Source organism: Pedobacter hiemivivus, from assembly GCF_005144565.1.
Lineage (GTDB): Bacteria > Bacteroidota > Bacteroidia > Sphingobacteriales > Sphingobacteriaceae > Pedobacter > Pedobacter hiemivivus.
The window spans coordinates 110,260-133,504 of the sequence record NZ_SWDX01000008.1 but is presented as its reverse complement, the minus strand read 5'-3'; the positions used below and the strand labels follow the sequence as shown (position 1 = coordinate 133,504).

Sequence of the window (23,245 nt, the reverse complement as noted above, 5' to 3'; positions counted from 1 at the left end):
AGTTAGTTGGCGCAAAGATATACAAACAAAAAAACCTCACCGATATGATCGGTGAGGTTAATATATTTTTTTTTAAAAGAGTTAGACTCTTTTAGATTTGATACGAGCTGCTTTACCAGTCAATTCGCGCAGATAGAATAATTTCGCTCTACGAACTTTACCGTGGCTATTCACTTCAATTTTAGCGATGTTAGGAGAGTTAATCGGGAATATACGTTCCACACCTACGCCATTAGACATTTTACGAACGGTAAACGTTTCGTTTGCGCCAACGCTATTACGTTGTAACACTACGCCTTGGTAAATTTGAATACGTTCTTTATTACCTTCGCGAATTTTATAGTGAACACTCACTGTATCTCCTGATTTGAATGCAGGAAACTCATTTTTTGCGATTACCTGCTCTTCAACAAATTTTACTAAATCCATGATTTTAAGCTATTAAGCCGACTTTTTGTTGTTTAAAATCGGACTGCAATATTAGGAATTTTATTTTAAAAATAAAAGCCTTTTTTGTTTTTTTCCACATTCTTTAACATTTCCACAAAAATAGCGCGCCACACAACCTGCTGATCATCACTATAAAATGGCGTTATTTTTTTATCAATCCGGCTTTATACTATCGTACGCGGCTATAAATTACAAAAACTCAATGATCGTTCCTTATAGCACAACTTCAGCAAATCAATTCTTAACAAAAAAATAAAATAACTAATTTTTCTTCTTTTTATAGATCAAGGATTTTAAGTCTGATCCTTTGATCACCGAATTTTCCAAACCTCCTCGCTTCATTTTAAAAAGAATCTCCATTTTCCTCACCATTGCATAAGGGATATCGGTCACTGCATCCACTTTAATATTGCGGTAATTATGAAAGGTATTTAATGAAATCTCCAATTCTTGAGGAATAATCTTTCTGGCTGCTGAATATTCAATAACGTTTAACCCATATAAATATTCATTAATCTTATACTTGTACATGTTTAATAAAAATAAGTTAGCGGATAGATAAAAATTACTTGCCTAAGCTCTCGCGTAGCATAAGCTCCTTTAATGGCTTACAACGTGTCTCTTTATTGATCAGCTCACCCATCCTCATTTCAAATAGCTTCTCGATCATTACAACCTTCTCATATGGAATATCCTGCCTGTCATTCGATAAAATATTCCGGTAATTGTGAAATGTGTTCAAAGAGATCCCTAAAACCCTGGGAAGAATCTTTATGGCCTCTCTATATTGAGGTACTGGTAACCGTAACAAAAAATCATTGATCTTGTATTTTCTTACTCTATTCATGGGGCGCATATTTAGTTAGTATTAAGTTGATTTGTATTTGCACGTTAAAAACAACGGCAAATACATAGTTTTTTAGCGTGAACTTACTCAAAAAATCACCAAAACTCCACAATAAAACAATTTATTTTTTGCACAATACAGAATTTATTACGCTCAAGCATAAAAAAGAGCACAACAAAGCCCTGCCGCATAAAAACACAGCAAAAGAAAATCTAAGAAATCACACTAATCTTCCAAAAGATCGGGCCTACGCGTTTGCGTACGGATCAGCGCCTGGTCATGTCGCCATTCATTGATCTTTGCCTCGTGCCCACTCAGCAGAACATCAGGAACCTTATGGCCTCTCCAGTCCGCAGGTCTCGTATAAACAGGCGCATCAAGCAACTCGCCCTGAAAACTATCAGACAATGCCGAAGTTTCATCATTTAAAACCCCTGGAATCAACCGTACAATAGCATCAACCAGCACCGCTGCCGGCAGTTCTCCTCCAGAAAGCACATAATCCCCAATCGATATCTCGCGGGTCACAAACAGGTCTCTGATACGCTGATCTATGCCCTTATAATGTCCGCATAAAATCATGATATTTCCCTTTCCAGAAAGCTCGTTCGCAATCGTCTGGTTAAACGTTACCCCATCAGGACTCATAAAGATAACCTCATCGTAATCACGTTCGGCTTTAAGCCCCTCAATGCAGCGAGCAAAGGGCTCAATAGACATCACCATGCCACTACCACCACCGTAAGGATAATCGTCTACACTCTTTTGTTTATTAGTTGCATAATCTCTTAAATTATGAACCACAATCTCAGCAATGCCTTTTTTTTGTGCGCGCTGAAGAATAGAATGAGCAAAAGGACTGACCAATAAATCAGGTAAAACGGATATAATGTCGAAACGCATCTTGTAAAGTTAAATTAATTTGACAGATAAATATCCAATAAACCCTCTGGTAAATCCACCAATAAGGTTTCTTCCTCTTCATCAATTTCAACAATCATATCCTCATTTAAAGGGAACATAATCTCAGTTCCTTTATATAAAACTGTTGCTACAAACTGTTGTGGATATTCATTTACTTCAAGAATTTCTCCAAGCTCTCCCTGCGTCTCATCCGAAACGGTAAAGCCTTTAAGGTCAAAATAATGAAATTCCTCGTCAGAGCGATCCGGCATTTTAGACAATGGTAAATAGATTTTCTTCCTCACCAAAGCTTGAGCCTTATCTATATGATCGACATCGTCGAAATAGAAATTGCCCGTATTATTTGTTTGCAATTTACAGGATGACACAAAAAACGGAACCATTTTACCATTTATCTCTGCAAAAACCACATCCAGGTCTAACAATCCCGGCTCATCATATTCAAAAAACAATTGAACTTCACCCTTTAATCCCTTAGTCTTGGTAATATACCCTATGTAAAACGCTTCTTCTTGTGTCATATCTACTTAAAATAAAAATAGCGAAGAATTCATTTTCATGAAATTTCTTCGCTATCCATTAGCATAAAAAAATGATTATGCTTCTTCTTCTTTGCTTTCTTCAGCAGCAGGAGTTGCCTCTTCAGTAGCCGGAGCTTCTTCAGTAGCAACAGGAGCCTCATCAGCAGCAGCAGTTTCTTCAACAGCTACTTCTTCTTCAGCAACAACTTCTTCTACAACTGGTGCATTTTTAATTGCAAGAGCAGCAGCACGATCAGCATTTTTCTTGCTTTCAGCAGCTAAAGCAGCTTTTCTAACTTCATCCTTAGATTTAGTTAAGCCGTCTTTTTTGCCTTCAATACGTCCGTCTTTTGCAGCTAACCACTCAGCGAATTTAACTTCAGCTTGTTCAGCAGTTAATGCTCCTTTTTTAACACCACCTTCTAAGTGTTTTTTGTACAAAACACCTTTGTAAGAAAGGATAGCACGACAAGTATCCGTAGGTTCAGCACCTTTGTTTACCCAGTCTAAAGTTTTATCGAAATTAAGGTCGATAGTAGCAGGATTGGTGTTTGGGTTGTAAGAACCTAAACGCTCAATAAATTTACCATCTCTTGGTGAACGGGAATCCGCTACCACTACGTGGAAAAAAGGTTTCCCTTTTTTACCGAATCTTTGCAATCTGATTTTAGTTGCCATTTCTTCTTTTTGTTTATGTATTCAACATAGTTCCCGGAGCTTCGTGCTTGCGGGGATGCAAAAGTAAGTAAAATACTAATGATTAACAAGATGCAATAATTTTAAATTCAATTAACAGAACTATTCCGTGATTTAAAGATATTTGGGCAAAACAAAATCAAATGAGAATAGCCATTGACATGGATGAAGTGTTAGCTGATCCTTTAAGTAAATTCATCGAACTGTATAACCGAGACTATGATGTACCATTAGACCTCGTTCTTGAACCCGGCAACGAAATTTATCACCACGTTCCCGAACATGCCAACAACAAATGGTTCGACTACATCAATGAAAAGGGCTTTTTTAGAGATCTCCCTGTAATTGAAGGGAGTGTTGAGGCGGTCAGGAAACTACAAGAAAACCATGATGTTTACATTGTTTCTGCAGCTATGGAATTTAGAAATTCATTAGAAGACAAGCTGGATTGGCTGGCTGAGCACTTCCCTTTCATCAGCTGGAAAAATATCATTTTCTGTGGCGACAAAATTGTTAATGTCGATGTAATGATAGACGATCGCATTAAAAACTTCCAGGGTTTTAATGGCAGAAAGCTGTTGTTCTCCTCCCCACATAACCTATTGCTTACCGGTTACGAACGTGTTGATACCTGGCAACAGGTCCTAGATAAACTATTATAATAAAAAAGGGGTCGGTTAACCGACCCCTTTAAGTTACAATGACAATATCTCTACCAGCTTTAACCAGGCTGGACTCACTTCTTGTGCATCTATATGCTTTATCGCGTGATCAAAACGCGTAAATACCAGTTCCCTGTTTACTTGTCCAACCATCACTCCAGATTGGCCAGCCAAAACACCTTCGACTGCAGCAACACCAAAGCGGCTCGCCAAAACACGATCCATACAGCTTGGCTTTCCACCACGTTGAATATGTCCTAAGACAGAAATTCTGATGTCGTAGTTCGGGAACTTCTTCTTCAGAACCTCTCCTACGTTAAATGCTCCACCCACTTCATCCCCTTCGGCTACCACTACAATTTTAGACGCTTTATCCTTACGGCCACTTTCCAAACGTGTAATCAATCCTTCCACACCCATATTTGCTTCTGGGATAAGAATAGCCTCAGCACCTACGCCAATTCCACTTCTTAGCGCGATCAAGCCCGAATCCCTTCCCATCACCTCAACAATGAAAAGTCTATCGTGCGATTCAGCGGTATCCCTGATTTTATCTACAGCATTTACAACGGTATTGATCGCCGTATCGTAACCGATGGTAAAATCCGTTCCTTGTAAATCGTTATCTATTGTTCCAGGTAAGCCAACTACAGGAAAATCAAACTCACTTGTAAATAAGTTTGCCCCTGTAAATGTACCGTCTCCACCGATTACAATTAATGCATCTACATTATGCTTTAGCAACTGCGCATGGGCTTGCTCTCGCCCTTCCATGGTACGAAAAGCATCACTGCGTGCTGTTTTTAAAATTGTCCCTCCTCGTTGAATAATATTCGCTACAGATTTTCTGTTCATCTCGATAAAATCTCCATGAACCAACCCTTCGTATCCCCTTAAAATTCCTGTAACCTGTAAATCATAATAAATTGCCGCTCTAACAACTGCCCTAATGGCAGCATTCATTCCAGGGGCATCGCCACCTGAAGTTAATACTCCAATATTTTTTATTTTATTCATTTAGTTTCTATGCCGATTAAACAATGGTACTACAAGGCTGTGAAAATAGCTATAATCTTTAAATGTTGTTTAAAAATTCTACTTCTTTAAAATTATACTGCTTTTCAACACCCTCCGACAGAATCACCAGCAAACCAGTATCGGTTACTGTTGTGATCATTCCCTCAAAGGTCGCCCCGTCTTGTCGAAATAGCGACTTTTGGTTAAATTTGTACAAACCATTAAGGTAGTTTTCCTGCAAATTATTAAGATTTCCAGATTTTAATTTCAGGTATTGCCGCTCTATATGGCTAGATATTTGCCCCAGGAGCTCAATTAAATTAACATCCCGTTGTAAAATTTTTCCCATCGAAGTTGCCCTGTTTAACAGCGCTGAATCAAAATCCAACTGATTTACATTGATTCCAACTCCAATAATACTTGCCTTATATTTTGTTCCAGACAGGATATTTTCTATTAAAATACCACCTAATTTCTGATCATTATAATACAAATCATTTGGCCATTTTATTTTAAGAAAATCCCCCAGATAAGCTGAGAGCGCATCTCTAATACCTACGCTTACAGCCATATTCAGCAGAAACTGCTTGCTTATCGGCAAAAAAGAAGGACTTAAATAAAGACTAAAAGTAAGATTCAATCCGGGTTCCGCATACCAGGTGTTGTTCTGTTGCCCCCGCCCCGCAAACTGCTTATCTGCCATAATAACAGTTCCTTCGGGTAATGGCTCGGAATTTGAGACCATAGCCTTTAAAAAGTTATTAGTAGAATCGACTTCGGGTAATCTAATCAAATTTTGACCAACAAATAATGTTGGAAAAGTGTTATTTTGCAAGTGTTGATTGTATATTTGTTATATCAAAATTAAAATATTTTAATGATAAAAAAGAAAATTGGAAACCTTTCTACATACCTCTCAGAGATAGCTGTACACGGCATCCAGGAAAAAAAAGGACACGACATAGTAAGGTTAGACTTAAGAGAATTGAACAGCTCTGTTTCTGATTACTTTATCATCTGCAACGCAGATTCTGCTACCCAGGTAAAAGCAATTGCCGATAGCGTAGAAGAAGAAATCTACAAAAACACGCAAACTAATCCATGGAGAAAAGAAGGTATGGATCATGCCGACTGGATCATTCTTGATTATTTTGACGTTGTAGTTCACATTTTTAAAACTGAAAAGCGCGAATTTTATGGAATCGAAGACCTTTGGGGAGATGCCCAGTCTACATCCTATCAAAGCGCATAATCATTCACCCCACTTTTGATTTAACGATGAAAGAGAATCCGAATACGAAACCCAAGTTGATAAAGAGAGTCCCGAATATTCCAAAAAAACCCCAAAAAGGTTCAAAATTTAACATCTTTTGGGTATACGCTGCTATTATTTTAGGTCTGATTTTATTACAGTTCCTATTTAGTGGTGATACTGCAAAAACCATCCCTTACCGCACATTCGAAGCTCAAATGCTTGCACCTGGTGATGTAGATAAATTGATTGCCTATAAGCATGAAGATCTAGTTAAAGTTGAAGTATTCATTAAAAAGGACAAGTTAAAAGAAGCTAAATACAAGCCGTACATAGGTAAAAATAGTTTTGGCAATGCAGAGGGTCCTCTTGTTTACTTCAATGCCGGTTCTTTTGACCAGCTAAGTAAAGATCTGAAAGAATCTCAGAAAGATGTCGCTCCTGAGCAACAGATACAGCCCGATATACAAACCAGACAGAGTTCTTTTAACTCTTGGTTCTTAACTATCATCTTACCTGTTTTGTTATTTATCGGCTTCTGGATATTTATCATGCGCCGTATGGGCGGTGGTGCTGGTGGTGGAGGTGGACAGATCTTCAATATCGGAAAATCAAAAGCCACACTGTTTGATAAAGAAAGTCAGGTAAACGTTACGTTTAACGACGTAGCGGGCCTTGAAGAAGCCAAGCAAGAGGTAATGGAGATCGTCGATTTCCTTAAAAACCCTAAAAAATACACCAATTTAGGTGGTAAAATCCCTAAAGGAGCCCTATTAGTAGGTTCTCCTGGTACAGGTAAAACATTGTTAGCCAAAGCTGTTGCAGGCGAAGCGCAAGTGCCGTTCTTCTCCCTTTCGGGCTCAGACTTCGTAGAGATGTTTGTTGGAGTTGGCGCCTCACGTGTTCGTGATTTGTTTAAGCAAGCTAAAGATAAAGCACCTTGTATCATCTTTATTGATGAGGTAGATGCAATCGGACGTGCGCGTGGCAAAAACAGCATGATGGGTGGTAATGATGAGCGTGAGAATACATTAAACCAATTATTGGTTGAAATGGATGGTTTTGGTACAGACTCTGGAATTATTATTCTTGCTGCAACCAACCGTCCTGACGTATTAGACTCGGCTTTATTGAGACCAGGACGTTTTGACAGACAAATATCTATTGATAAACCTGATTTAGTTGGCCGTGAGCAGATCTTTAAAGTTCACCTTAAGCCTATTAAAACCGCTGAAGTTGTAGACGCGAAAAAGCTTTCTGCACAAACCCCGGGATTTGCAGGTGCAGAAATTGCCAACGTTTGTAATGAGGCCGCATTAATCGCTGCACGTCGTAACAAAGACTTTGTTGACATGCAAGATTTCCAGGATGCTATTGACCGTGTGATTGGTGGTTTAGAGAAGAAAAACAAAATCATCTCTCCTGAAGAGAAACGAATTGTTGCTTATCATGAGGCTGGACACGCTATCGCAGGCTGGTTCCTTGAACACGCTGATCCATTGGTAAAAGTATCTATCGTTCCACGTGGCGTTGCTGCATTAGGTTATGCACAATACCTTCCTAAAGAACAGTTCTTGTACACTACGGAGCAACTAACTGACGGAATGTGTATGACTATGGGCGGACGTGTTGCAGAAGATATCGTTTTTGGTAAGATCTCAACTGGTGCGCAAAACGATTTAGAGCGTATTACCAAACTGTCTTACGCCATGGTAACAATCTACGGAATGAACAGTACCATTGGTAACATCTCCTTCCACGATCCTCAAAACGAGTACAACTTTAACAAGCCATATTCTGAAAAAACTTCAGAAATGATTGATCATGAGGTTCGTTTATTGATTGCCGATGTATATACCAGAACAAAGGCATTACTGACTGATAAAAGAGACGGTTTAGAAAAACTAGCTCAAAAATTAATTGAAAAAGAGATCCTTTTCCAAGCTGATTTAGAAGAAATCTTAGGCAAACGTCCTTTTGACAACCGTACCACTTACGATGAATTTGTAAACGGTACAGGTGATCAGAAACCTGCTGCTAAAGGTTTATTGCATGATGGTGTTGGCGATAATGCAACACCGATCGCGCCAACTAATACAGAGTCTTAATCACAATATTTATGGGGCTGCCGTTTCTTTAATGGGACGGCAGCAAATCCATTTTTTATGCAAGAAAACATTTCTTCAAAAGAGCTCATGCTAAAAAAGATAAGAAAGGCCCTTCTGGAAAGAAGAGACAACCCTTATCCAAATTTAGAGGACACCCCTCTTTATACAGAGCAGGAAGACCACAGAGAATATCCTGAAATTTTATTTGCAGAGCAACTTACCGCTGTTTCCGGCAATTTCATTTACTGTGAAAATGGAATAGAATTTATTGAAAATATCCTTCAGCTGGCAGAGAAATTTAACTGGAGAAAAATATACTGCTGGGAGCCGGAATTACAAGACCTACTGGCTACCTATGAATTCCCCTTCTATCAGACCGATAAAGACTTTGAAATGGCTGAGGTAGGCATAACACTATGCGAAGCCTTAATTGCCCGTAACGGCTCTGTAATGGTCTCTAATCAAAACGCTGCCGGTCGTAGACTGAGCATATTTCCTCACCACCATATTGTAATTGCGCGCAGCGGGCAAATGGTTATGGATTTAAAAGATGCATTTAAAATAATCAAGGATAAATACGGAAGTCAAATTCCATCAATGATTAGCACCATCACCGGACCTAGCAGAACAGCCGATATTGAGAAAACTTTAGTGCTCGGCGCTCATGGACCAAAAGAATTATTCGTATTTTTAGTCGACGATTTTTCTTAATCTAAATTATTTACTCTAATTTTATACTGTACACCAAAACAGTATACGGTTCAAAATGGGCATTAAAACAAACTTACACTCAGTTATTACGGGTACCGGAAGCTATATTCCACAAAATATTATCTCAGGAAATGCCTTTTTAAACGCTACTTTCTACGACAATGGCGTTAAACTTGAGAAAGAAAACAGTGAAATAATCAGCAAATTTTCAGAAATTACAGAAATTAATGAGCGCCGTTACATTGATGACAATCAAGTGAGCAGCAACATTGCAACAATTGCAGCTCAAAGGGCAATTGACGACGCCAAAATAGATAAAGAAAGCCTTGACCACATCATATTTTGCCACAATTTTGGCGATGTAAAAATTGGCAGTAACCGCATGGATATTCTTCCATCTCTTGCGGCTAAAATCAAACAAGCATTAGAGATAGAAAATCCTGACTGTGTAGCCTACGACCTTATTTTTGGTTGTCCAGGTTGGGTACAAGGAGCGATACAAGCCAATTACCTCATCCAAAGCGGTGATGCCAAACGCGTAATGGTAATTGGTGCGGAAACGCTGTCCAGAATCATTGATGCGCATGATCGCGACAGCATGATTTTTGCTGATGGTGCCGCTGCAGTCATTTTCGAAGCTCAGGAGAGCGACGAGCCCCTTGGCATTATTGCCCATAAAACACAAACCCATGCCCTTACGCATGGCTCGTTGCTGGTTATGGGAAAAAGCAACAATCCAGATGAAAAAAGCGACAATGCTTACCTAAAAATGAACGGCCGTAAGCTATACGAGTTTGCGGTTATAAACGTGCCTCAGGTCGTAAAAATGGCTATAGATAAAGCAGGAATAAGCATCCAGGACATCAAGACCGTTTTTATTCACCAGGCCAACGGGAAAATGGATACCGCCATTATGAAACGCGTGTTTAAGTTGTATGATTTAGATACAGTTCCAGAAAACCTGGTTCCAATGACCATTTCCTGGCTTGGAAACAGCTCGGTAGCCACCATACCTACCTTACTTGATCTGGTACGAAAAGGCTTGGTTGAGGGATATAAAGTTAATAAAGGCGAGTATGCCCTATTCACTTCTGTAGGCGCAGGCATGCATATTAACGCTTTCGTTTACCGCTTCTAGACGACCCTCCCGCTCGCGTATCTTTTACGACAATAAAAAATTTAAACATAAAAAAAGGTCAGATGAAACATCTGACCTTTTTTTATACGTTATCGCTTTTTAAACTGGCGCTACTTCTTGAGTAAGCGCTTCATCTACTAAAATTCTTCCGCAATGCTCGCAAACAATAATTTTCTTACGTTGACGAATATCCAACTGACGTTGAGGTGGAATCTGGTTGAAACATCCTGAACATGAATCACGGTCAATCGTTACTACCGCTAAGCCATTATTAGCATTTCCTCTTAATCTGTTATAAGCAATCAAAAGACGCTCATCGATTAAAGTTTCAGCTTTTTCGGCTTTCTTAACCAATCCTTGCTCATCTTTTTCCGTTTCAGCAGTAATCGTTTCCAACTCTCCTTTTTTAATCTCAAGATCTTTTTTTCTTGATTCTAAATCAGCAAGCGCTTTATCATAAATCTCAGTTTTTTGATTTATATCGAATCCGAATTCTCTGATCTTCTTCTCACAAACCTGAATCTCAAGCGTTTGTATTTCAACCTCTTTTGTCAAGGCATCATACTCACGGTTGTTTTTAACATCCTTTAATTGAGTTTCATATTTTTTGATCAGGTTTTGAGCATCCTTGATCATATTTTTACGCGTTACAATGGCATCTTCAGTATCATCCAATTCGCCTTTGAATTTTTGTATACGTGTTTCCAGACCTGCAACGTCATCTTCTAAATCGGCAACTTCCATTGGTAATTCACCACGGATCTGACGTATTTTATCAATTTGAGTATGCAGGGTTTGTAATTCGTATAAAGCTTTTAGCTTTTGCTCTACAGTTTGTTCCATTAAATGAAATAATTTATGGGGTTTGTGTTATGCTCCGTTAAACGGATTGCAAAGTTAGGAAATTTTTCTTGAATAATATCTATCAACAAATCAGATGTAAATTGTTCACTTTCAAAGTGTCCGATATCAGCGATTACTATTTTTTCATCTGCATCAAAAAACTCGTGGTATTTAAAATCTGCCGTCACAAAAGCATCCGCTCCTGCGGCAATGGCTTCTTTCAGCAAAAAGCTTCCAGAACCACCACAAACAGCCACTTTTCTGATCTTTTTAGGTAACAAACGGGTATGTCTAATCACCGTTGCGTCCATATTGTGTTTTACCAGTCTCAAAAATTCCGCTCCCTCCAGCGCCTCTTCCAGCCAACCGATCATCCCGGCACCAACTGTTCCCAGTTTATTATCCAGCGAATAAATATCGTAAGCTACCTCTTCATAAGGATGATTTTCTAATAGTGCCAGCAATACTTTTCGTTCATCCTGAACCTTAAAAATAGTCTCCAGCCTAATCTCTCGCTCCTGATGTAATACTCCAGGTTCACCCACAAAAGGATTCGTATCCTCATCTCCTTTAAAAGTCCCGTACCCTTCCGTATTAAAGCTGCATTCGCTATAATTAGAAATCTCGCCTGCGCCTGCAGCAAATAGTGCTTCTCTAACCTCGTCCGCGTGTGTAACCGGACAAAAAGTAACCAATTTCTTTAAAAGGGATCCTTTAGGACTGAGTATTTTAGTGTTTTTTAAACCTAGTCTATTGCAAATTACTCCATTTACCCCATGCTGTACATGATCCAGATTGGTATGTATTGCATACAAAGCAATGTTGTTCCTAATGGCTTTCAGCACTACACGTTCCACATAAGTTTTACCTGTAATCTTTTTCATGCCCTTAAAAACGATCGGATGGTGGGTAATAATCAGGTTGCAATTGTGCAAAATTGCCTCATCTACCACACTTTCAATACAATCTAAAGCAACCAGAGCGCCCCGGATCTCCTCATTCGGATCACCAACTATCAAGCCCGAATTGTCATAATCCTCCTGGTAATTTAAAGGCGCAAATGCCTCCAGATGCTTTATTAAAACCGACAATCTCATATTCATTAAATATACGATAGATTTTAATTATTGAATATTCCCCATTTTTACCATTTGCAGGCTTTCGAAAACCATCCGTTGGTTATACTCGTAGGCAAGATTCTTATGGTTAACCAGGTCAATGATCGTACCAATAAAGCACAAACCGATCGTAAAAAAGTACAATACCCCCATACCGATCTGGTTTACCAAAAAACGAGGTAATCCTGGTACAAAAAATCCAAGGATACAATACAAAATCATATCATCAGGATTTCTTCTTTTACTCCCGTAAATCATTAAAAACCCTCTTAACTGTTGTTCGCTAAATCCGGTAGTTGCACTTTGCAAATACGAATATTCCTGCGGCGTAATGCCCGGCAGCGACATAAATGGTGAATCAAACATATCTTTCTTCCTTATATTTTAAGTTCAATACTTTCTTATTTTTCAAATTCAATCTAATCAAAGTCACGATCCTGCTGCACAAAATCAGCAATGCAGGCAATCCAAACCAATGTTGCTTAAAGCTTTCCTCAAAATTGCCCTGCAACAAATGCGCTATAGACCTTCCTATCCCACATCCAGGACACCAGTCGAAGCCCATATTCGCCAAAGGACACAATGTGAAATGAGGTCCCGTACCGTGGTCATGTATATCAGCCGTAGCCAACAATAGCAAAGCTGTTATCCAAAAGATCAATTCAAAAGGTAAACGTTTTACTATTTTCATCTTACAAAAACATCAATTTGTTAAAGATATACACTTCCCCTTAAAACAAGCCTTAAAACAATCGGATGTGTATAAATTATCCCAGCCTCCAGATTCCCAACACCTCCATTTCTCTCCTTCTTTTCGACCTTTCTAGCTTTAGATCAATCGGTTGAAATTTTGTTACATTTAAAGCCCGCCATAAACATTACATTTGTGATGTGAACATTCGCGACCTGATCAACAGATACAAAACAGATGAGCGTATTGTAGCATTGGCAAAGGCCCTTAACGCGGGCAAAGGCACCAAACTTCAGCTTAAAGGCTTGGTGGGTTCTGCCGATGCAACAATTGCAGTGGCTACTTATTTTTTATTACATAAGCCCCAATTATTTATACTTCCAGACCGGGAAGAAGCCTCGTATTTCCTTGCGGATTTGGAAAGCATACTCGATATAGAGGTATTACTTTTCCCCTCTTCTTTCCGCAAAGCATTCGATTTTACCCAGGTTGATACGGCCAATGTATTGGCCCGCGCAGAAATTTTAAATGAGTTAAATCATCACTCAGAATACGGAAAGATTGTCGTTTCTTATCCCGAAGCCATCGCCGAAAAGGTAATTGACCGCGCAGTACTCGAAAAAAATACGCTCGAAATTAGCTTAAATGCCAAATTGGGTATTGATTTCATCAACGAGTTTCTATTCGATTATGATTTTAATAGAACGGATTTTGTATACGAACCGGGACAGTTTTCTATCCGAGGTGGTATTGTAGATATCTTCTCCTTTTCCCATGATCTCCCTTACCGTATAGAGTTCTTTGGTGATATTGTAGAAAGCATCCGTACATTTGAAATAGAAAGTCAGCTTTCTGTTGAGGACGTAAAAACGCTCACGATCATCCCTAATGTGCAGTCTAAATACCTCACAGAAAACAACATCAGCATACTGGATTATATAGAAAAAGATACCCAGTTATGGTTTAAGGATGTCGAGTTCACTTTAGATGTCGTTAAAAGCGGGCATAAAAAAGCCGTTGAACTTTGGAAAGCGCTTCCTGCAAAAGAAAAGCAGGAAAATGCGGACTGGATAGATCCCAAATTCTCTTTTACAGATGAGAAAATGATGGCAGATATGTTCCAGGATTTCGCCTTGATTGAATTTGGTAAGCAGTTTTTCTATAAAACCGAGCATGTTTTTCAATTCGAAACCAAACCACAACCTTCCTTTAACAAAGATTTCAATTTACTGATTCATAACCTTAAAGAGAACGAAAAGCAAGGCCTGCATAACTTTATATTTAGCTCATCGATCAAACAAACAGAGCGGCTATACGCCATATTGGACGATATTGATAAAACAGCCAAATTTACTCCGATAAACATACCGCTTAGAGAAGGCTTTATTGATGGCCAGCAAAAGCTTGCTTTTTATACAGACCACCAAATATTCGATCGTTTTTACAAATACAAGCTTAAAAGAGGCTATCAGCGTAGTCAGGCTATTACCCTAAAAGAGCTGAGAGACCTTAAGCCTGGCGATTTTGTAACCCATATAGACCACGGTATAGGCAAATATGCCGGTCTGGAAAAGGTAGAAGTAAACGGTAAAACTCAGGAAATGATCCGGCTTGTTTATGCTGATAATGACCTGTTGTATGTAAATATCAACTCCTTAAACCGCATTGCAAAATACAGCGGCAAGGATGGCACAGCGCCAAAAATGAATAAACTAGGCACAGAAGCCTGGGATAAGCTTAAAAAGAACACTAAAAAAAAAGTTAAAGACATTGCCCGCGATCTGATTAAGCTATATGCACTAAGAAAATCGCAGGTAGGAACCGCCTTTAGTCCGGATGGATACCTCGAAACCGAGCTGGAAGCTTCATTTATTTATGAAGATACCCCAGATCAGGAAAAAGCAACCAGCGATGTAAAAAAGGATATGGAAGCTCCACATCCTATGGATAGGCTAGTGTGTGGTGATGTAGGCTTTGGCAAAACAGAAATTGCTATCAGAGCTGCCTTTAAAGCCGTTGCAAATGGCAAACAGGCCGCAGTGTTAGTGCCAACTACTATTTTGGCCCTACAACACTTTAAAACCTTTTCAGCACGTTTAAAAGATTTCCCTTGTACAGTCGATTATATCAACCGTTTTAAAACCAACAAACAAATTAAAGAAACCCTGGCTAAACTTGCCGAAGGGAAGGTTGATATTGTAATCGGCACGCACCGTTTACTGAGCAAAGATGTAAAGTTCAAAGATCTGGGCATCATGATTATTGATGAGGAGCAGAAGTTTGGTGTTACTTCCAAAGAAAAACTAAGAGCTTTACGGGTAAATGTAGATACGCTAACCCTTACTGCAACGCCAATACCACGTACTTTACACTTCTCGTTAATGGGTGCACGCGATTTGTCCATCATGAGCACACCACCACCGAACAGGCAGGCTGTAAATACTGAACTGCATGTTTTTAATGATAAACTGATCCAGGAATCTATAAAATTTGAATTAGACAGGGGTGGGCAGGTATTCTTTATCCATAACCGTGTTAACGATCTGCCACAATTAGGCGGATTAATTAAAACCCTGGTGCCAAAAGCACGTATCGGTATTGCGCACGGTCAGTTAGACGGTGATCAGCTAGAAGATGTAATGCTTGATTTCATCAATGGAGAAAAGGATGTATTAGTAGCCACAACCATTATTGAGGCCGGTTTGGACATTCCAAATGCCAATACCATCATCATCAACCACGCCCATATGTTTGGTCTAAGCGATTTGCATCAAATGCGGGGCAGGGTCGGCCGATCTAACAAAAAAGCCTTCTGTTATTTGTTAAGTCCACCATTGTCAACCCTTACTTCCGAAGCGCGCAAACGCCTTAGCGCCATTGAAGAGTTTTCAGACCTTGGGAGCGGTTTTAATATTGCAATGAGGGATTTAGATATCCGAGGTAGTGGAAACCTCTTAGGGGCAGAGCAAAGTGGCTTTATTGCCGAAATAGGTTTCGAAATGTACCACAAAATTTTGGATGAAGCCATTCAGGAGCTAAAATCCGATGAGTTTAAAGATCTCTTTAAAGATGAACCTTTACGCCCATTTGTGAATTATACCCAGGTGGACACCGATCTCGAGCTTTATATTCCTGATGATTATGTAACCAATATCACCGAGAGATATAACCTGTATACAGAGCTTTCTAAGATCGAAAACGAAACTCAGTTAAAAGCCTTTGAACTTTCCTTAAAAGATCGTTTTGGCCCCGTTCCTGAGCCCGTAAATACCATGTTAAGTGTATTAAGGTTACAGTGGGTAGCCAAAAAACTCGCTTTTGAAAAGCTAAGCTTTAAAAAGGGAGTTTTACGCGGTTATTTCATTACCGACAAACAATCGGCATTTTTTGATTCCATAATGTTCAATAAAATATTGCATTTTGCACAAATCCACCCGCGTTTATGCAACCTTAAAGAGGTTAAAGATTCGTTGCGCATTGCCTTTGACAATCTGAAAACCGTTGATGAAGCCGTTGAAATGCTTCAAATGGTAGTCAACTAAATCCATTAAAATGAACCCACAGTTATTACAAGACCTGGTTACGATGCAAATGCCTTTCGGCAAATATAAAGGTCGAATTATATGTGATTTGCCCGAATCCTACCTGGTCTGGTTTCATCAGGAAGGATTTCCACCAGGTAAACTTGGCGAAATGATTGCCACACTTTATGAAATCAAATTAAATGGACTGGAATACTTATTAGAACCCTTAAAGAAAAAGAAGTACTAATTAAGGATCAAATACAGATAGGTATAAACTACAGGAGCAGCAATCAAAAGTCCGTCAAAACGATCTAAAAAGCCTCCATGACCTGGTAATATGTTTCCTGAGTCTTTTACATTAAGGCTTCGTTTAAGCATGGATTCTACCAGATCTCCTAATGTCCCAAAGCCAACGATCAAAACGGCCATTCCACCAAATACCAATGGATTGATTTCCGTAAAGAATAAAGAGATCACGTAAGAAACTACCACACTGGTAAATACACCTCCTAAAAAGCCTTCCCATGATTTTTTAGGTGAATGACGTTCAAATAACCGTGTTTTACCAAACTTAACACCAAAAAGATACTGACCGGTATCACTGGCCCAAAGCATCAATAAAAAGGAGAGGGGTAAGTGAAAATTATATTCAGCCTGATTTTGTATAAACCCTAAGGAATAAAAAAAGCAAAAAGGCACTGTAACGTAAACAAAGCCTACAAATGTGTACGAAATATTAGAAAAAGGTATCTTTTCCTTTTTATACAATTCGCTGATAAACACAGAGAAAATCAACGGCACAATAAGCAACATAAACTTAGTTTCGAATTGTAACAGGTGATAGCCCGCAGTCATTAGAAATATCAATGCTGCAGCAAACAATGCAATGTTTCTATGCGGTCTGATACCTGCAGTTTTAATCATATTAAAGAATTCCAGCAAGGCAGCCAGACTCAAAATCAGATAGAAAAAAGTAAAAGTATAGCCCCCTAAAAAGATGGAGCCCAGCATCACTATAGTAAAGAAAAAAGCAGTTATTGCCCTCGTTTTCATTCTGTTTTATTTTTAAAGTATCGGAATAGTAAAAAAGTTAATATTGCACTAATCACATAGCCATACCAGGCTATATCCATTGTTTTATCAGCTTCGGACAAAGGTATATTGTTTTTTTGCATATACCATGCAGCACACACCGCATATGCATTATTTATAAAATGACCAATTATCGCATACCACAAACTACCACTCCAAAAATAAAGATATCCAAAGGCCGCGCCTAGGAGCAATCGCGGTAAAAACCCATAAAACTGCATATGGATCGCACTGAATATAAAGGCAGTAAACCAAATGGCAACATGCGGATTGTTATACAGACGACTTAACGAACGCTGTAGTCCTCCTCTAAATAAAAGTTCCTCCGCAATAGCAGGCAACAATGCAATCATACCGATGTTAAGGAAAAACATACCAATATTATCCATTTTTAAGAGTGTTTTGGTTGTTTCCATCCCTTGATCCTCTGCTTCCTTCATCCATTTTTCTATCCCTTTAAAAGCTTCTGGTAATACCATTTTCTGGTTAATTTGAGTTACCCATTCCAAAACGGGCATCGCACAAATCATGATCAACAAAACGATAAAAAGCAATTCGCCCTTTGGTCTTTTAAAACCATAAAATACATCCAGCTTTTTTCCCTCTGTTTTAGCTAATAAAAGCGCTGGGACTACAAAAAGACCAATTTGTTGAGCTGTTAATAACATTCTTTGAGCAGGTAGATAATAGGGGTTATTGCCAGTCATCCAACTCATATCTGTTAAGATACTACCACCATATTGAAAATAGATCAGTGCAAGTGCTACAAATGATACTCCTGCCAAGCCAACAATGGCATAAAAAACAAGCATTAGTATCTGTATAAAAGGGTTATTCTCTTCTCTTATTTTTTGTATGGAGTTCATTATTTGTAATATTTGTACCTTTGCTGCGTTAATTTTGGCTTGAAGATAGAGAAATGTCGGTAAAGATAGGAAATATTGATCTGGGAGAATTCCCTTTATTGCTTGCTCCGATGGAAGATGTAAGCGATCCACCTTTCCGTTTTGTATGTAAACAAAGCGGCGTGGATATGATGTACACCGAATTTATATCCTCAGAAGGGCTAATTAGGGATGCTGCAAAAAGCAGGGCCAAGCTCGATATTTTTGAATATGAAAGACCAATTGGGATCCAAATATTTGGAAGTGAGATTGATCATATGCGTGAGGCAACTGAGATTGCTACGCTTGCCGGACCTGATTTAATGGACATCAATTATGGCTGTCCGGTTAAACAAGTAGCCTGTAAAGGGGCCGGTTCTGCATTATTACAAGATATTGACAAAATGGTAAAAATGACAGAAGCTGTCGTTAAAGCCACCCATTTACCTGTAACTGTTAAAACCAGGTTAGGTTGGGATGATACGACTAAAAATGTGGAAGAAGTTGCCGAGCGTTTACAGGATATTGGCATTCAAGCATTAACCATTCATGGTCGTACCAGAGCACAATTGTACAAAGGACAGGCAGATTGGACATTAATCAGGGAGATTAAACGTAATCCAAGAATTAAGATTCCTATTTTTGGCAATGGAGATGTAGATAGCATTAAAAAAGCAGTAGACTGGCGCCTTGAATATGAGGTTGATGGCATTATGATCGGTAGAGCTGCCATTGGTTATCCTTGGATATTCAGGGAAATAAGGCACTTCTTTAATACCGGCGAAATTTTAGCCGGACCAACAATTGAAGAACGTGTTGCGGTATGTAGAACGCATTTTGAAAAATCAATTGCCTGGAAAGGACCAAGGGTTGGTATTTTTGAAATGAGAAGACATTATGCAAACTATTTTAAAGGAATACCCGACTTTAAAGCCTATAGAATGCAATTGGTAAAAGAAGAAAATATAGATACTATTCATAGTATTTTAGACGAAATAGCAGATAAATATCAACATGTTTTCACTAATGGTGAAATGGCCTGATTTTTGAAAACTATTTATTAAATGATAAGTTAAAATGGTTACTGCTATTACATTAGGCGTTAAGATTTCGGTAGAAACAACTTACCAGGAAGAACATTCAAATCCTGCTGCTGGACATTTTATGTTCGCATATAGAATCACTATAGAGAATTTAACAGATTACGCCGTTCAGCTAAAAAGAAGACAATGGTTTATTTTCGACTCTAATGGCTCACAAAGAGACGTTGAAGGCGAAGGTGTAGTAGGAGAGCAGCCAGTAATTGAGCCTGGTCAAAGACATTCCTATGTATCTGCTTGTAACTTAAATACCGATATGGGTAGTATGAGTGGCAATTACCTGATGCACAGGGAAGCCGATAACTCAGATTTTATTGTAGATATTCCAAAATTTGAACTGATTGTTCCTTATCGCTTAAACTAAACTATTTATTTCTACCGAATAGGACAGAGGCGTAGTAAAACAGATTTGCCAACGAACCTAAAGCCGCTACTACATAAGTCATAGCTGCCCACCAAAGAGCATCTTTAACTTGGCTATGTTCTTCAGTCGTGTACAATACTTCTTTATTGTTTTTTAACCACAATAGCGCCCTTTTACTGGCATCAAATTCCACAGGGAGAGTAACAATGCTAAATACAGTAATTAAGGACAAGCCCGCAACGCCTATACCCAATACAATAGGGTTAAAAGTAAAAGCAATTAACAAAACACCTATAATAAGTACCCATTGCATCAAGTTTGAGGTAATGCTAACCACCGGTACCATATCAGACCTTAGTTTTAACCAATGATAAGATCTGGCATGTTGCACAGCATGGCCACATTCGTGCGCAGCTACAGCAGCAGCAGCAACACTCCGTCCATAATAAACATCTGTACTTAAATTTACGGTCTTATCTTCAGGATTGTAATGATCAGATAAAGCTTTATCCGTACTCATCACCTTTACATCAAATATTCCGTTATCGTGCAACATTTTCTCTGCCACTTCCTTTCCCGAAAACTCTGAATTTAACTGCATTTCGGCATATTTTGAAAACCTGTTTCTAAATCGCCACTGCACAAACATGCTAACTATCAGTATCGGAATTATCAAAATAATATAACTTCCCATTTTATATAATGAATGTTTCCCTTAGCTATTAAACAAAAAGTGTTCCCATTTTATTTAAATGAAGATTTAAATCATTTTTACGCAGACAATTAGCATTGTTTTAACAATCAGGGGCTATATTTTTTTTACGAATAAAATGGCTTTAAACGTCCTATGTGTAACTATCCAAAAAATTAGTAGTAAATAAACATCATTTGTTAATGCCATAGATTTTAATCATTTTTGATAAAAATATTAGTATGGAAGCCTTTTTAATCCCCTTATTGATCATAATTTTAGTACTGCTTATCATTCTGTTTTTTAAAAAACCAGCGACTCAGGAAAATTCTGCAGCCTTGCTCGAATTAAAAGAGCAGGAAAATTTAAAAGCCATAAACTGGCTAAAAGAAGAAAAGCAAAAACTGGAAGATGAACTGAATGACCTGCGTTCTATTTTTATGACTGAACGGAGCAAAGTCATTAAAGCCGAAGAAAATTTATTGGCGCAGCAACAGAAACAATCTGAGCAGGAAAAATATATAGCTGAATTGCAATTGCGCTTTAAATTGGAATTTGAAAATATAGCCAATAAAGTACTGGAAGAAAAAACAGAAAAATTTACACTACAAAATAAAGCCAACCTCGATATTATTCTAAATCCATTAAAAGAAAATATTAAAGCATTTGAAGACAAAGTTGACAAAGTTTATAAAGCTGAATCCGATGAGCGAAATATTCTAAAAGGAGTGATCTCGCAACTAATGGATCAGAGCAAACAAATTCAGGAAGATGCCAATAATTTAACCCGGGCACTTAAAGGCGATAACAAGAAACAAGGGAACTGGGGAGAAGTTATACTTGAACGGGTTTTAGAACGCTCAGGTTTAGTAAAGGATAGAGAGTACCGGATACAAACCAGTTTAAGCTCATCTGAAGGCTCCAGGATGCAACCGGATGTTATAATTGACCTTCCGGACGATAAACATATAGTAATCGATTCTAAGGTCTCTTTAATCGCTTATGAACGATTGGTTACTGCAGATACGGATGAAGATAGAGAAACAGAGCTTAAACAGCATTTAAATTCTATCAAAGCACACATCCAGGGCTTATCTTCAAAAAATTACCACGAGCTGTATCAAATCAACTCACCCGATTTTGTATTGCTCTTCATTCCTATCGAATCTTCTTTCGGAATTGCCGTTCAAAAAGATGCCGAATTGTTTAATTATGCTTGGGATAGAAAAGTAGTCATTGTAAGCCCTTCAACCTTACTAGCCACTTTACGTACCATTGCCAGTATTTGGAAACAAGAAAGACAAAACAGAAATGTATTGGAAATTGCTCGTTTAAGCGGCAGTATGTATGATAAGTTTGTTGGTTTCTTAGCAGATATGGAAGGTATTGGTCGCAACATAAAGCTCAGCCAGGACGCTTATGATAAAGCACTTAACAAGTTATCCACAGGCTCAGGAAACCTTTCAAACACCTCAGAAAAGATCAAAAAATTAGGTGCCAAAGCCACAAAGCAGATTGACACCAAATTTTTAGATCCTATTTTGTCTTCAGACGAAGAATTATAATTTAAAGGCATTCCAGCCCTGTGCTTTCAATTCGTGCACTACATTAGATTTCGAAATCATCTTACATCCAGCGTTTTTCTCTGTGATGTGGCCAATGATACTGATGTCTACATCATGCTTTAATTTTTCGTAATCAGCTTGTTTAATGGTAAATAGCAATTCATAATCCTCACCACCATTTAAAGCACAAACCGTTGGATCAAGTCCTAATTCTCTCGCAGTTTGATAAGTCATAGGGTCAATAGGGAACTTTTCCTCGTACAAAGTAACACCCTTATCAGATTGCTGACAGATGTGTAAAACCTCTGAAGCCAAACCATCCGAAACATCAATCATTGAAGTAGGAACAATATTCATCTGCGCTAGCAAATCAACGATATCTCTACGACCTTCAGGCTTTAACTGACGCTCAATAATATAGTCTTTACCCTCCAGATCAGGCTGAATATTAGGGTTTTCTAAAAATATCTGCTTTTCTCTTTCTAGTATTTGTAAGCCTACATAAGCACCACCCAAATCGCCAGAAACACACAAAAGATCACCTTCTTGCGCACCATTTCTATAACAAACAGTTCCTTTTTCGGCATGTCCAATACTGGTTACACTGATCACTAAACCTTGTTTGCTCGACGAAGTATCGCCGCCAATCAAATCAATATTAAATTTGTCGCAAGCCAGATGAATACCCTTATAAATTTCTTCAACAGCCTCTAGCGGAAATTTGCTCGACAAGCCAATGGAAACAGTAATCTGAGTGGCTATACCATTCATAGCATAAATATCGCTTAGATTAACCTGCACGGCCTTGTAGCCTAAATGCATCAAGGGAACATAAGCCAAATCAAAATGGATGCCTTCCAGCAACAAATCTGTAGAAATTAAAACTTCCTTATTTTCAAAGTTTAAAACTGCCGCATCATCACCAATACCTTTGATACTGCTTTCATGCTGTACCTTAAAATTATCTGTCAGGTGCTTAATCAGTCCGAATTCACCCAGTTCAGCAAGTTCCGTACGCTCTTTATTTTCAAACATTATCTTATTCTT

The 23,245-nt window shown here is 38.5% G+C and carries 26 protein-coding genes; 10 read left to right on the top strand and 16 right to left on the bottom strand.

All coding sequences use genetic code 11. From position 1 onward, the window contains the following. Positions 1–81 precede the first annotated feature (81 nt). The 6 genes from rplS to FBD94_RS19270 form a co-directional block, all read right to left on the bottom strand. A complete protein-coding gene (gene rplS / locus FBD94_RS19295; RefSeq protein WP_008241658.1) occupies positions 82–429 on the bottom strand; it encodes a 50S ribosomal protein L19 in 348 nt (115 codons plus the stop codon). 282 nt (positions 430–711) lie between these two features. Then, positions 712–981: a hypothetical protein gene (locus FBD94_RS19290; RefSeq protein WP_136881413.1), complete on the bottom strand. Its 270-nt coding sequence runs from the start codon at positions 979–981 to the stop codon at positions 712–714. Positions 982–1,015: 34 nt separating this feature from the next. After that, the gene (locus tag FBD94_RS19285; RefSeq protein WP_136881412.1) at positions 1,016–1,297 is read right to left on the bottom strand and encodes a hypothetical protein; all 282 of its coding nucleotides are present in this window, start codon (positions 1,295–1,297) and stop codon (positions 1,016–1,018) included. Between the two features lie 225 nt (positions 1,298–1,522). Beyond that, the gene (gene trmD / locus FBD94_RS19280) at positions 1,523–2,200 is read right to left on the bottom strand and encodes a tRNA (guanosine(37)-N1)-methyltransferase TrmD (protein WP_136881411.1); all 678 of its coding nucleotides are present in this window, start codon (positions 2,198–2,200) and stop codon (positions 1,523–1,525) included. Between the two features lie 14 nt (positions 2,201–2,214). After that, complete coding sequence (gene rimM, locus FBD94_RS19275) at positions 2,215–2,742, bottom strand: ribosome maturation factor RimM (RefSeq protein WP_136881410.1); 528 nt, start codon at positions 2,740–2,742, stop codon at positions 2,215–2,217. A gap of 75 nt (positions 2,743–2,817) precedes the next feature. Further along, on the bottom strand, positions 2,818–3,420 hold the full coding sequence (locus FBD94_RS19270) for a 30S ribosomal protein S16 (RefSeq protein WP_131610218.1): 603 nt from the start codon (positions 3,418–3,420) through the stop codon (positions 2,818–2,820). 161 nt (positions 3,421–3,581) lie between these two features. On the opposite strand from FBD94_RS19270, the gene FBD94_RS19265 reads away from it, so the two are divergent. Further along, the gene (locus FBD94_RS19265; RefSeq protein ID WP_225874749.1) at positions 3,582–4,100 is read left to right on the top strand and encodes a 5' nucleotidase, NT5C type; all 519 of its coding nucleotides are present in this window, start codon (positions 3,582–3,584) and stop codon (positions 4,098–4,100) included. A gap of 33 nt (positions 4,101–4,133) precedes the next feature. On the opposite strand, the gene pfkA is transcribed toward FBD94_RS19265, so the two are convergent. Both pfkA and FBD94_RS19255 read right to left on the bottom strand, forming a co-directional pair. Next, a complete protein-coding gene (pfkA, locus tag FBD94_RS19260; protein ID WP_131610219.1) occupies positions 4,134–5,117 on the bottom strand; it encodes a 6-phosphofructokinase in 984 nt (327 codons plus the stop codon). A gap of 58 nt (positions 5,118–5,175) precedes the next feature. Further along, complete coding sequence (locus FBD94_RS19255) at positions 5,176–5,910, bottom strand: biotin--[acetyl-CoA-carboxylase] ligase (protein ID WP_262710995.1); 735 nt, start codon at positions 5,908–5,910, stop codon at positions 5,176–5,178. 84 nt (positions 5,911–5,994) lie between these two features. On the opposite strand from FBD94_RS19255, the gene rsfS reads away from it, so the two are divergent. The 4 genes from rsfS to FBD94_RS19235 are packed head-to-tail and all read left to right on the top strand — an operon-like array spanning position 5,995 to position 10,326. After that, on the top strand, positions 5,995–6,369 hold the full coding sequence (gene rsfS / locus FBD94_RS19250) for a ribosome silencing factor (RefSeq protein WP_131610221.1): 375 nt from the start codon (positions 5,995–5,997) through the stop codon (positions 6,367–6,369). 26 nt (positions 6,370–6,395) lie between these two features. After that, positions 6,396–8,477 (top strand): ATP-dependent zinc metalloprotease FtsH, encoded by a 2,082-nt coding sequence (gene ftsH, locus FBD94_RS19245; protein WP_131610222.1) that lies wholly within the window; start codon positions 6,396–6,398, stop codon positions 8,475–8,477. Between the two features lie 57 nt (positions 8,478–8,534). Continuing rightward, complete coding sequence (locus tag FBD94_RS19240; protein WP_090783416.1) at positions 8,535–9,188, top strand: LutC/YkgG family protein; 654 nt, start codon at positions 8,535–8,537, stop codon at positions 9,186–9,188. Between the two features lie 55 nt (positions 9,189–9,243). After that, the gene (locus FBD94_RS19235; protein WP_136881408.1) at positions 9,244–10,326 is read left to right on the top strand and encodes a 3-oxoacyl-ACP synthase III family protein; all 1,083 of its coding nucleotides are present in this window, start codon (positions 9,244–9,246) and stop codon (positions 10,324–10,326) included. A 99-nt stretch (positions 10,327–10,425) separates the two neighbouring features. Here FBD94_RS19235 and FBD94_RS19230 read toward each other — a convergent pair whose 3' ends face one another. From FBD94_RS19230 to FBD94_RS19215, 4 genes are read right to left on the bottom strand one after another with little or no spacing between them, the layout of a single operon-like run. Further along, the gene (locus FBD94_RS19230; protein WP_131610225.1) at positions 10,426–11,169 is read right to left on the bottom strand and encodes a zinc ribbon domain-containing protein; all 744 of its coding nucleotides are present in this window, start codon (positions 11,167–11,169) and stop codon (positions 10,426–10,428) included. Next, entirely contained in the window at positions 11,169–12,266 is a 1,098-nt protein-coding gene (locus tag FBD94_RS19225; RefSeq protein WP_131610273.1) for a Nif3-like dinuclear metal center hexameric protein, read from the bottom strand. Before FBD94_RS19225 ends, FBD94_RS19230 begins: the two co-directional genes overlap by 1 nt. 27 nt (positions 12,267–12,293) lie before the next feature. Beyond that, on the bottom strand, positions 12,294–12,653 hold the full coding sequence (locus FBD94_RS19220; protein WP_131610226.1) for a TM2 domain-containing protein: 360 nt from the start codon (positions 12,651–12,653) through the stop codon (positions 12,294–12,296). After that, positions 12,646–12,978 (bottom strand): DUF2752 domain-containing protein, encoded by a 333-nt coding sequence (locus FBD94_RS19215; protein ID WP_136881407.1) that lies wholly within the window; start codon positions 12,976–12,978, stop codon positions 12,646–12,648. The genes FBD94_RS19220 and FBD94_RS19215 overlap by 8 nt, the downstream gene beginning before the upstream one ends. Positions 12,979–13,178: 200 nt before the next feature. On the opposite strand from FBD94_RS19215, the gene mfd reads away from it, so the two are divergent. Continuing rightward, a complete protein-coding gene (gene mfd, locus FBD94_RS19210) occupies positions 13,179–16,520 on the top strand; it encodes a transcription-repair coupling factor (RefSeq protein WP_136881406.1) in 3,342 nt (1,113 codons plus the stop codon). Positions 16,521–16,530: 10 nt separating this feature from the next. Next, positions 16,531–16,749, top strand: a complete 219-nt coding sequence (locus FBD94_RS19205) for a DUF3820 family protein (RefSeq protein WP_131610229.1) — start codon at positions 16,531–16,533, stop codon at positions 16,747–16,749. Here FBD94_RS19205 and FBD94_RS19200 read toward each other — a convergent pair. Together FBD94_RS19200 and FBD94_RS19195 are read right to left on the bottom strand one after the other, a co-directional pair. Next, positions 16,746–17,555, bottom strand: a complete 810-nt coding sequence (locus FBD94_RS19200) for a phosphatidate cytidylyltransferase (protein WP_131610230.1) — start codon at positions 17,553–17,555, stop codon at positions 16,746–16,748. The genes FBD94_RS19205 and FBD94_RS19200 overlap by 4 nt on opposite strands. Continuing rightward, positions 17,552–18,460 carry a CPBP family intramembrane glutamic endopeptidase gene (locus FBD94_RS19195; RefSeq protein WP_136881405.1) on the bottom strand — a complete coding sequence of 303 codons (909 nt, stop codon included), beginning with the start codon at positions 18,458–18,460 and terminating at the stop codon, positions 17,552–17,554. The genes FBD94_RS19200 and FBD94_RS19195 overlap by 4 nt, the downstream gene beginning before the upstream one ends. Positions 18,461–18,513: 53 nt before the next feature. On the opposite strand from FBD94_RS19195, the gene dusB reads away from it, so the two are divergent. After that, positions 18,514–19,521 carry a tRNA dihydrouridine synthase DusB gene (dusB, locus tag FBD94_RS19190; protein ID WP_131610232.1) on the top strand — a complete coding sequence of 336 codons (1,008 nt, stop codon included), beginning with the start codon at positions 18,514–18,516 and terminating at the stop codon, positions 19,519–19,521. Positions 19,522–19,555: 34 nt separating this feature from the next. Further along, positions 19,556–19,942, top strand: coding sequence for a Co2+/Mg2+ efflux protein ApaG (gene apaG / locus FBD94_RS19185; RefSeq protein ID WP_136881404.1), 387 nt, complete (start codon positions 19,556–19,558; stop codon positions 19,940–19,942). 1 nt (position 19,943) lies between these two features. On the opposite strand, the gene FBD94_RS19180 is transcribed toward apaG, so the two are convergent. Continuing rightward, the gene (locus tag FBD94_RS19180; RefSeq protein WP_131610234.1) at positions 19,944–20,636 is read right to left on the bottom strand and encodes a zinc metallopeptidase; all 693 of its coding nucleotides are present in this window, start codon (positions 20,634–20,636) and stop codon (positions 19,944–19,946) included. Positions 20,637–20,875: 239 nt separating this feature from the next. Here FBD94_RS19180 and FBD94_RS19175 point away from each other — a divergent pair, with 239 nt between their 5' ends. Beyond that, positions 20,876–22,198 carry a DNA recombination protein RmuC gene (locus FBD94_RS19175; protein WP_131610235.1) on the top strand — a complete coding sequence of 441 codons (1,323 nt, stop codon included), beginning with the start codon at positions 20,876–20,878 and terminating at the stop codon, positions 22,196–22,198. On the opposite strand, the gene thiL is transcribed toward FBD94_RS19175, so the two are convergent. Then, positions 22,193–23,233: a thiamine-phosphate kinase gene (thiL, locus tag FBD94_RS19170; RefSeq protein WP_136881403.1), complete on the bottom strand. Its 1,041-nt coding sequence runs from the start codon at positions 23,231–23,233 to the stop codon at positions 22,193–22,195. The two genes, FBD94_RS19175 and thiL, sit on opposite strands and share 6 nt — an antisense overlap. Between the last annotated feature and the right edge of the window lie 12 nt (positions 23,234–23,245).

What these genes read in the sequence shown, in the direction of transcription:
- FBD94_RS19200 (WP_131610230.1), bottom strand. Translation starts at nt 17,555, where the DNA reads ATGAAAACGAGGGCAATAACTGCTTTTTTCTTTACTATAGTGATGCTG.
- pfkA (WP_131610219.1), bottom strand. Translation starts at nt 5,117, where the DNA reads ATGAATAAAATAAAAAATATTGGAGTATTAACTTCAGGTGGCGATGCC.
- FBD94_RS19205 (WP_131610229.1), top strand. Translation starts at nt 16,531, where the DNA reads ATGAACCCACAGTTATTACAAGACCTGGTTACGATGCAAATGCCTTTC.
- FBD94_RS19235 (WP_136881408.1), top strand. Translation starts at nt 9,244, where the DNA reads ATGGGCATTAAAACAAACTTACACTCAGTTATTACGGGTACCGGAAGC.
- FBD94_RS19285 (WP_136881412.1), bottom strand. Translation starts at nt 1,297, where the DNA reads ATGAATAGAGTAAGAAAATACAAGATCAATGATTTTTTGTTACGGTTA.
- thiL (WP_136881403.1), bottom strand. Translation starts at nt 23,233, where the DNA reads ATGTTTGAAAATAAAGAGCGTACGGAACTTGCTGAACTGGGTGAATTC.
- FBD94_RS19225 (WP_131610273.1), bottom strand. Translation starts at nt 12,266, where the DNA reads ATGAGATTGTCGGTTTTAATAAAGCATCTGGAGGCATTTGCGCCTTTA.
- FBD94_RS19240 (WP_090783416.1), top strand. Translation starts at nt 8,535, where the DNA reads ATGCAAGAAAACATTTCTTCAAAAGAGCTCATGCTAAAAAAGATAAGA.
- FBD94_RS19175 (WP_131610235.1), top strand. Translation starts at nt 20,876, where the DNA reads ATGGAAGCCTTTTTAATCCCCTTATTGATCATAATTTTAGTACTGCTT.
- rplS (WP_008241658.1), bottom strand. Translation starts at nt 429, where the DNA reads ATGGATTTAGTAAAATTTGTTGAAGAGCAGGTAATCGCAAAAAATGAG.
- FBD94_RS19180 (WP_131610234.1), bottom strand. Translation starts at nt 20,636, where the DNA reads ATGGGAAGTTATATTATTTTGATAATTCCGATACTGATAGTTAGCATG.
- rimM (WP_136881410.1), bottom strand. Translation starts at nt 2,742, where the DNA reads ATGACACAAGAAGAAGCGTTTTACATAGGGTATATTACCAAGACTAAG.
- FBD94_RS19230 (WP_131610225.1), bottom strand. Translation starts at nt 11,169, where the DNA reads ATGGAACAAACTGTAGAGCAAAAGCTAAAAGCTTTATACGAATTACAA.
- FBD94_RS19215 (WP_136881407.1), bottom strand. Translation starts at nt 12,978, where the DNA reads ATGAAAATAGTAAAACGTTTACCTTTTGAATTGATCTTTTGGATAACA.
- FBD94_RS19265 (WP_225874749.1), top strand. Translation starts at nt 3,582, where the DNA reads ATGAGAATAGCCATTGACATGGATGAAGTGTTAGCTGATCCTTTAAGT.
- apaG (WP_136881404.1), top strand. Translation starts at nt 19,556, where the DNA reads ATGGTTACTGCTATTACATTAGGCGTTAAGATTTCGGTAGAAACAACT.
- dusB (WP_131610232.1), top strand. Translation starts at nt 18,514, where the DNA reads ATGTCGGTAAAGATAGGAAATATTGATCTGGGAGAATTCCCTTTATTG.
- FBD94_RS19270 (WP_131610218.1), bottom strand. Translation starts at nt 3,420, where the DNA reads ATGGCAACTAAAATCAGATTGCAAAGATTCGGTAAAAAAGGGAAACCT.
- FBD94_RS19220 (WP_131610226.1), bottom strand. Translation starts at nt 12,653, where the DNA reads ATGTTTGATTCACCATTTATGTCGCTGCCGGGCATTACGCCGCAGGAA.
- rsfS (WP_131610221.1), top strand. Translation starts at nt 5,995, where the DNA reads ATGATAAAAAAGAAAATTGGAAACCTTTCTACATACCTCTCAGAGATA.
- FBD94_RS19290 (WP_136881413.1), bottom strand. Translation starts at nt 981, where the DNA reads ATGTACAAGTATAAGATTAATGAATATTTATATGGGTTAAACGTTATT.
- ftsH (WP_131610222.1), top strand. Translation starts at nt 6,396, where the DNA reads ATGAAAGAGAATCCGAATACGAAACCCAAGTTGATAAAGAGAGTCCCG.
- FBD94_RS19195 (WP_136881405.1), bottom strand. Translation starts at nt 18,460, where the DNA reads ATGAACTCCATACAAAAAATAAGAGAAGAGAATAACCCTTTTATACAG.
- trmD (WP_136881411.1), bottom strand. Translation starts at nt 2,200, where the DNA reads ATGCGTTTCGACATTATATCCGTTTTACCTGATTTATTGGTCAGTCCT.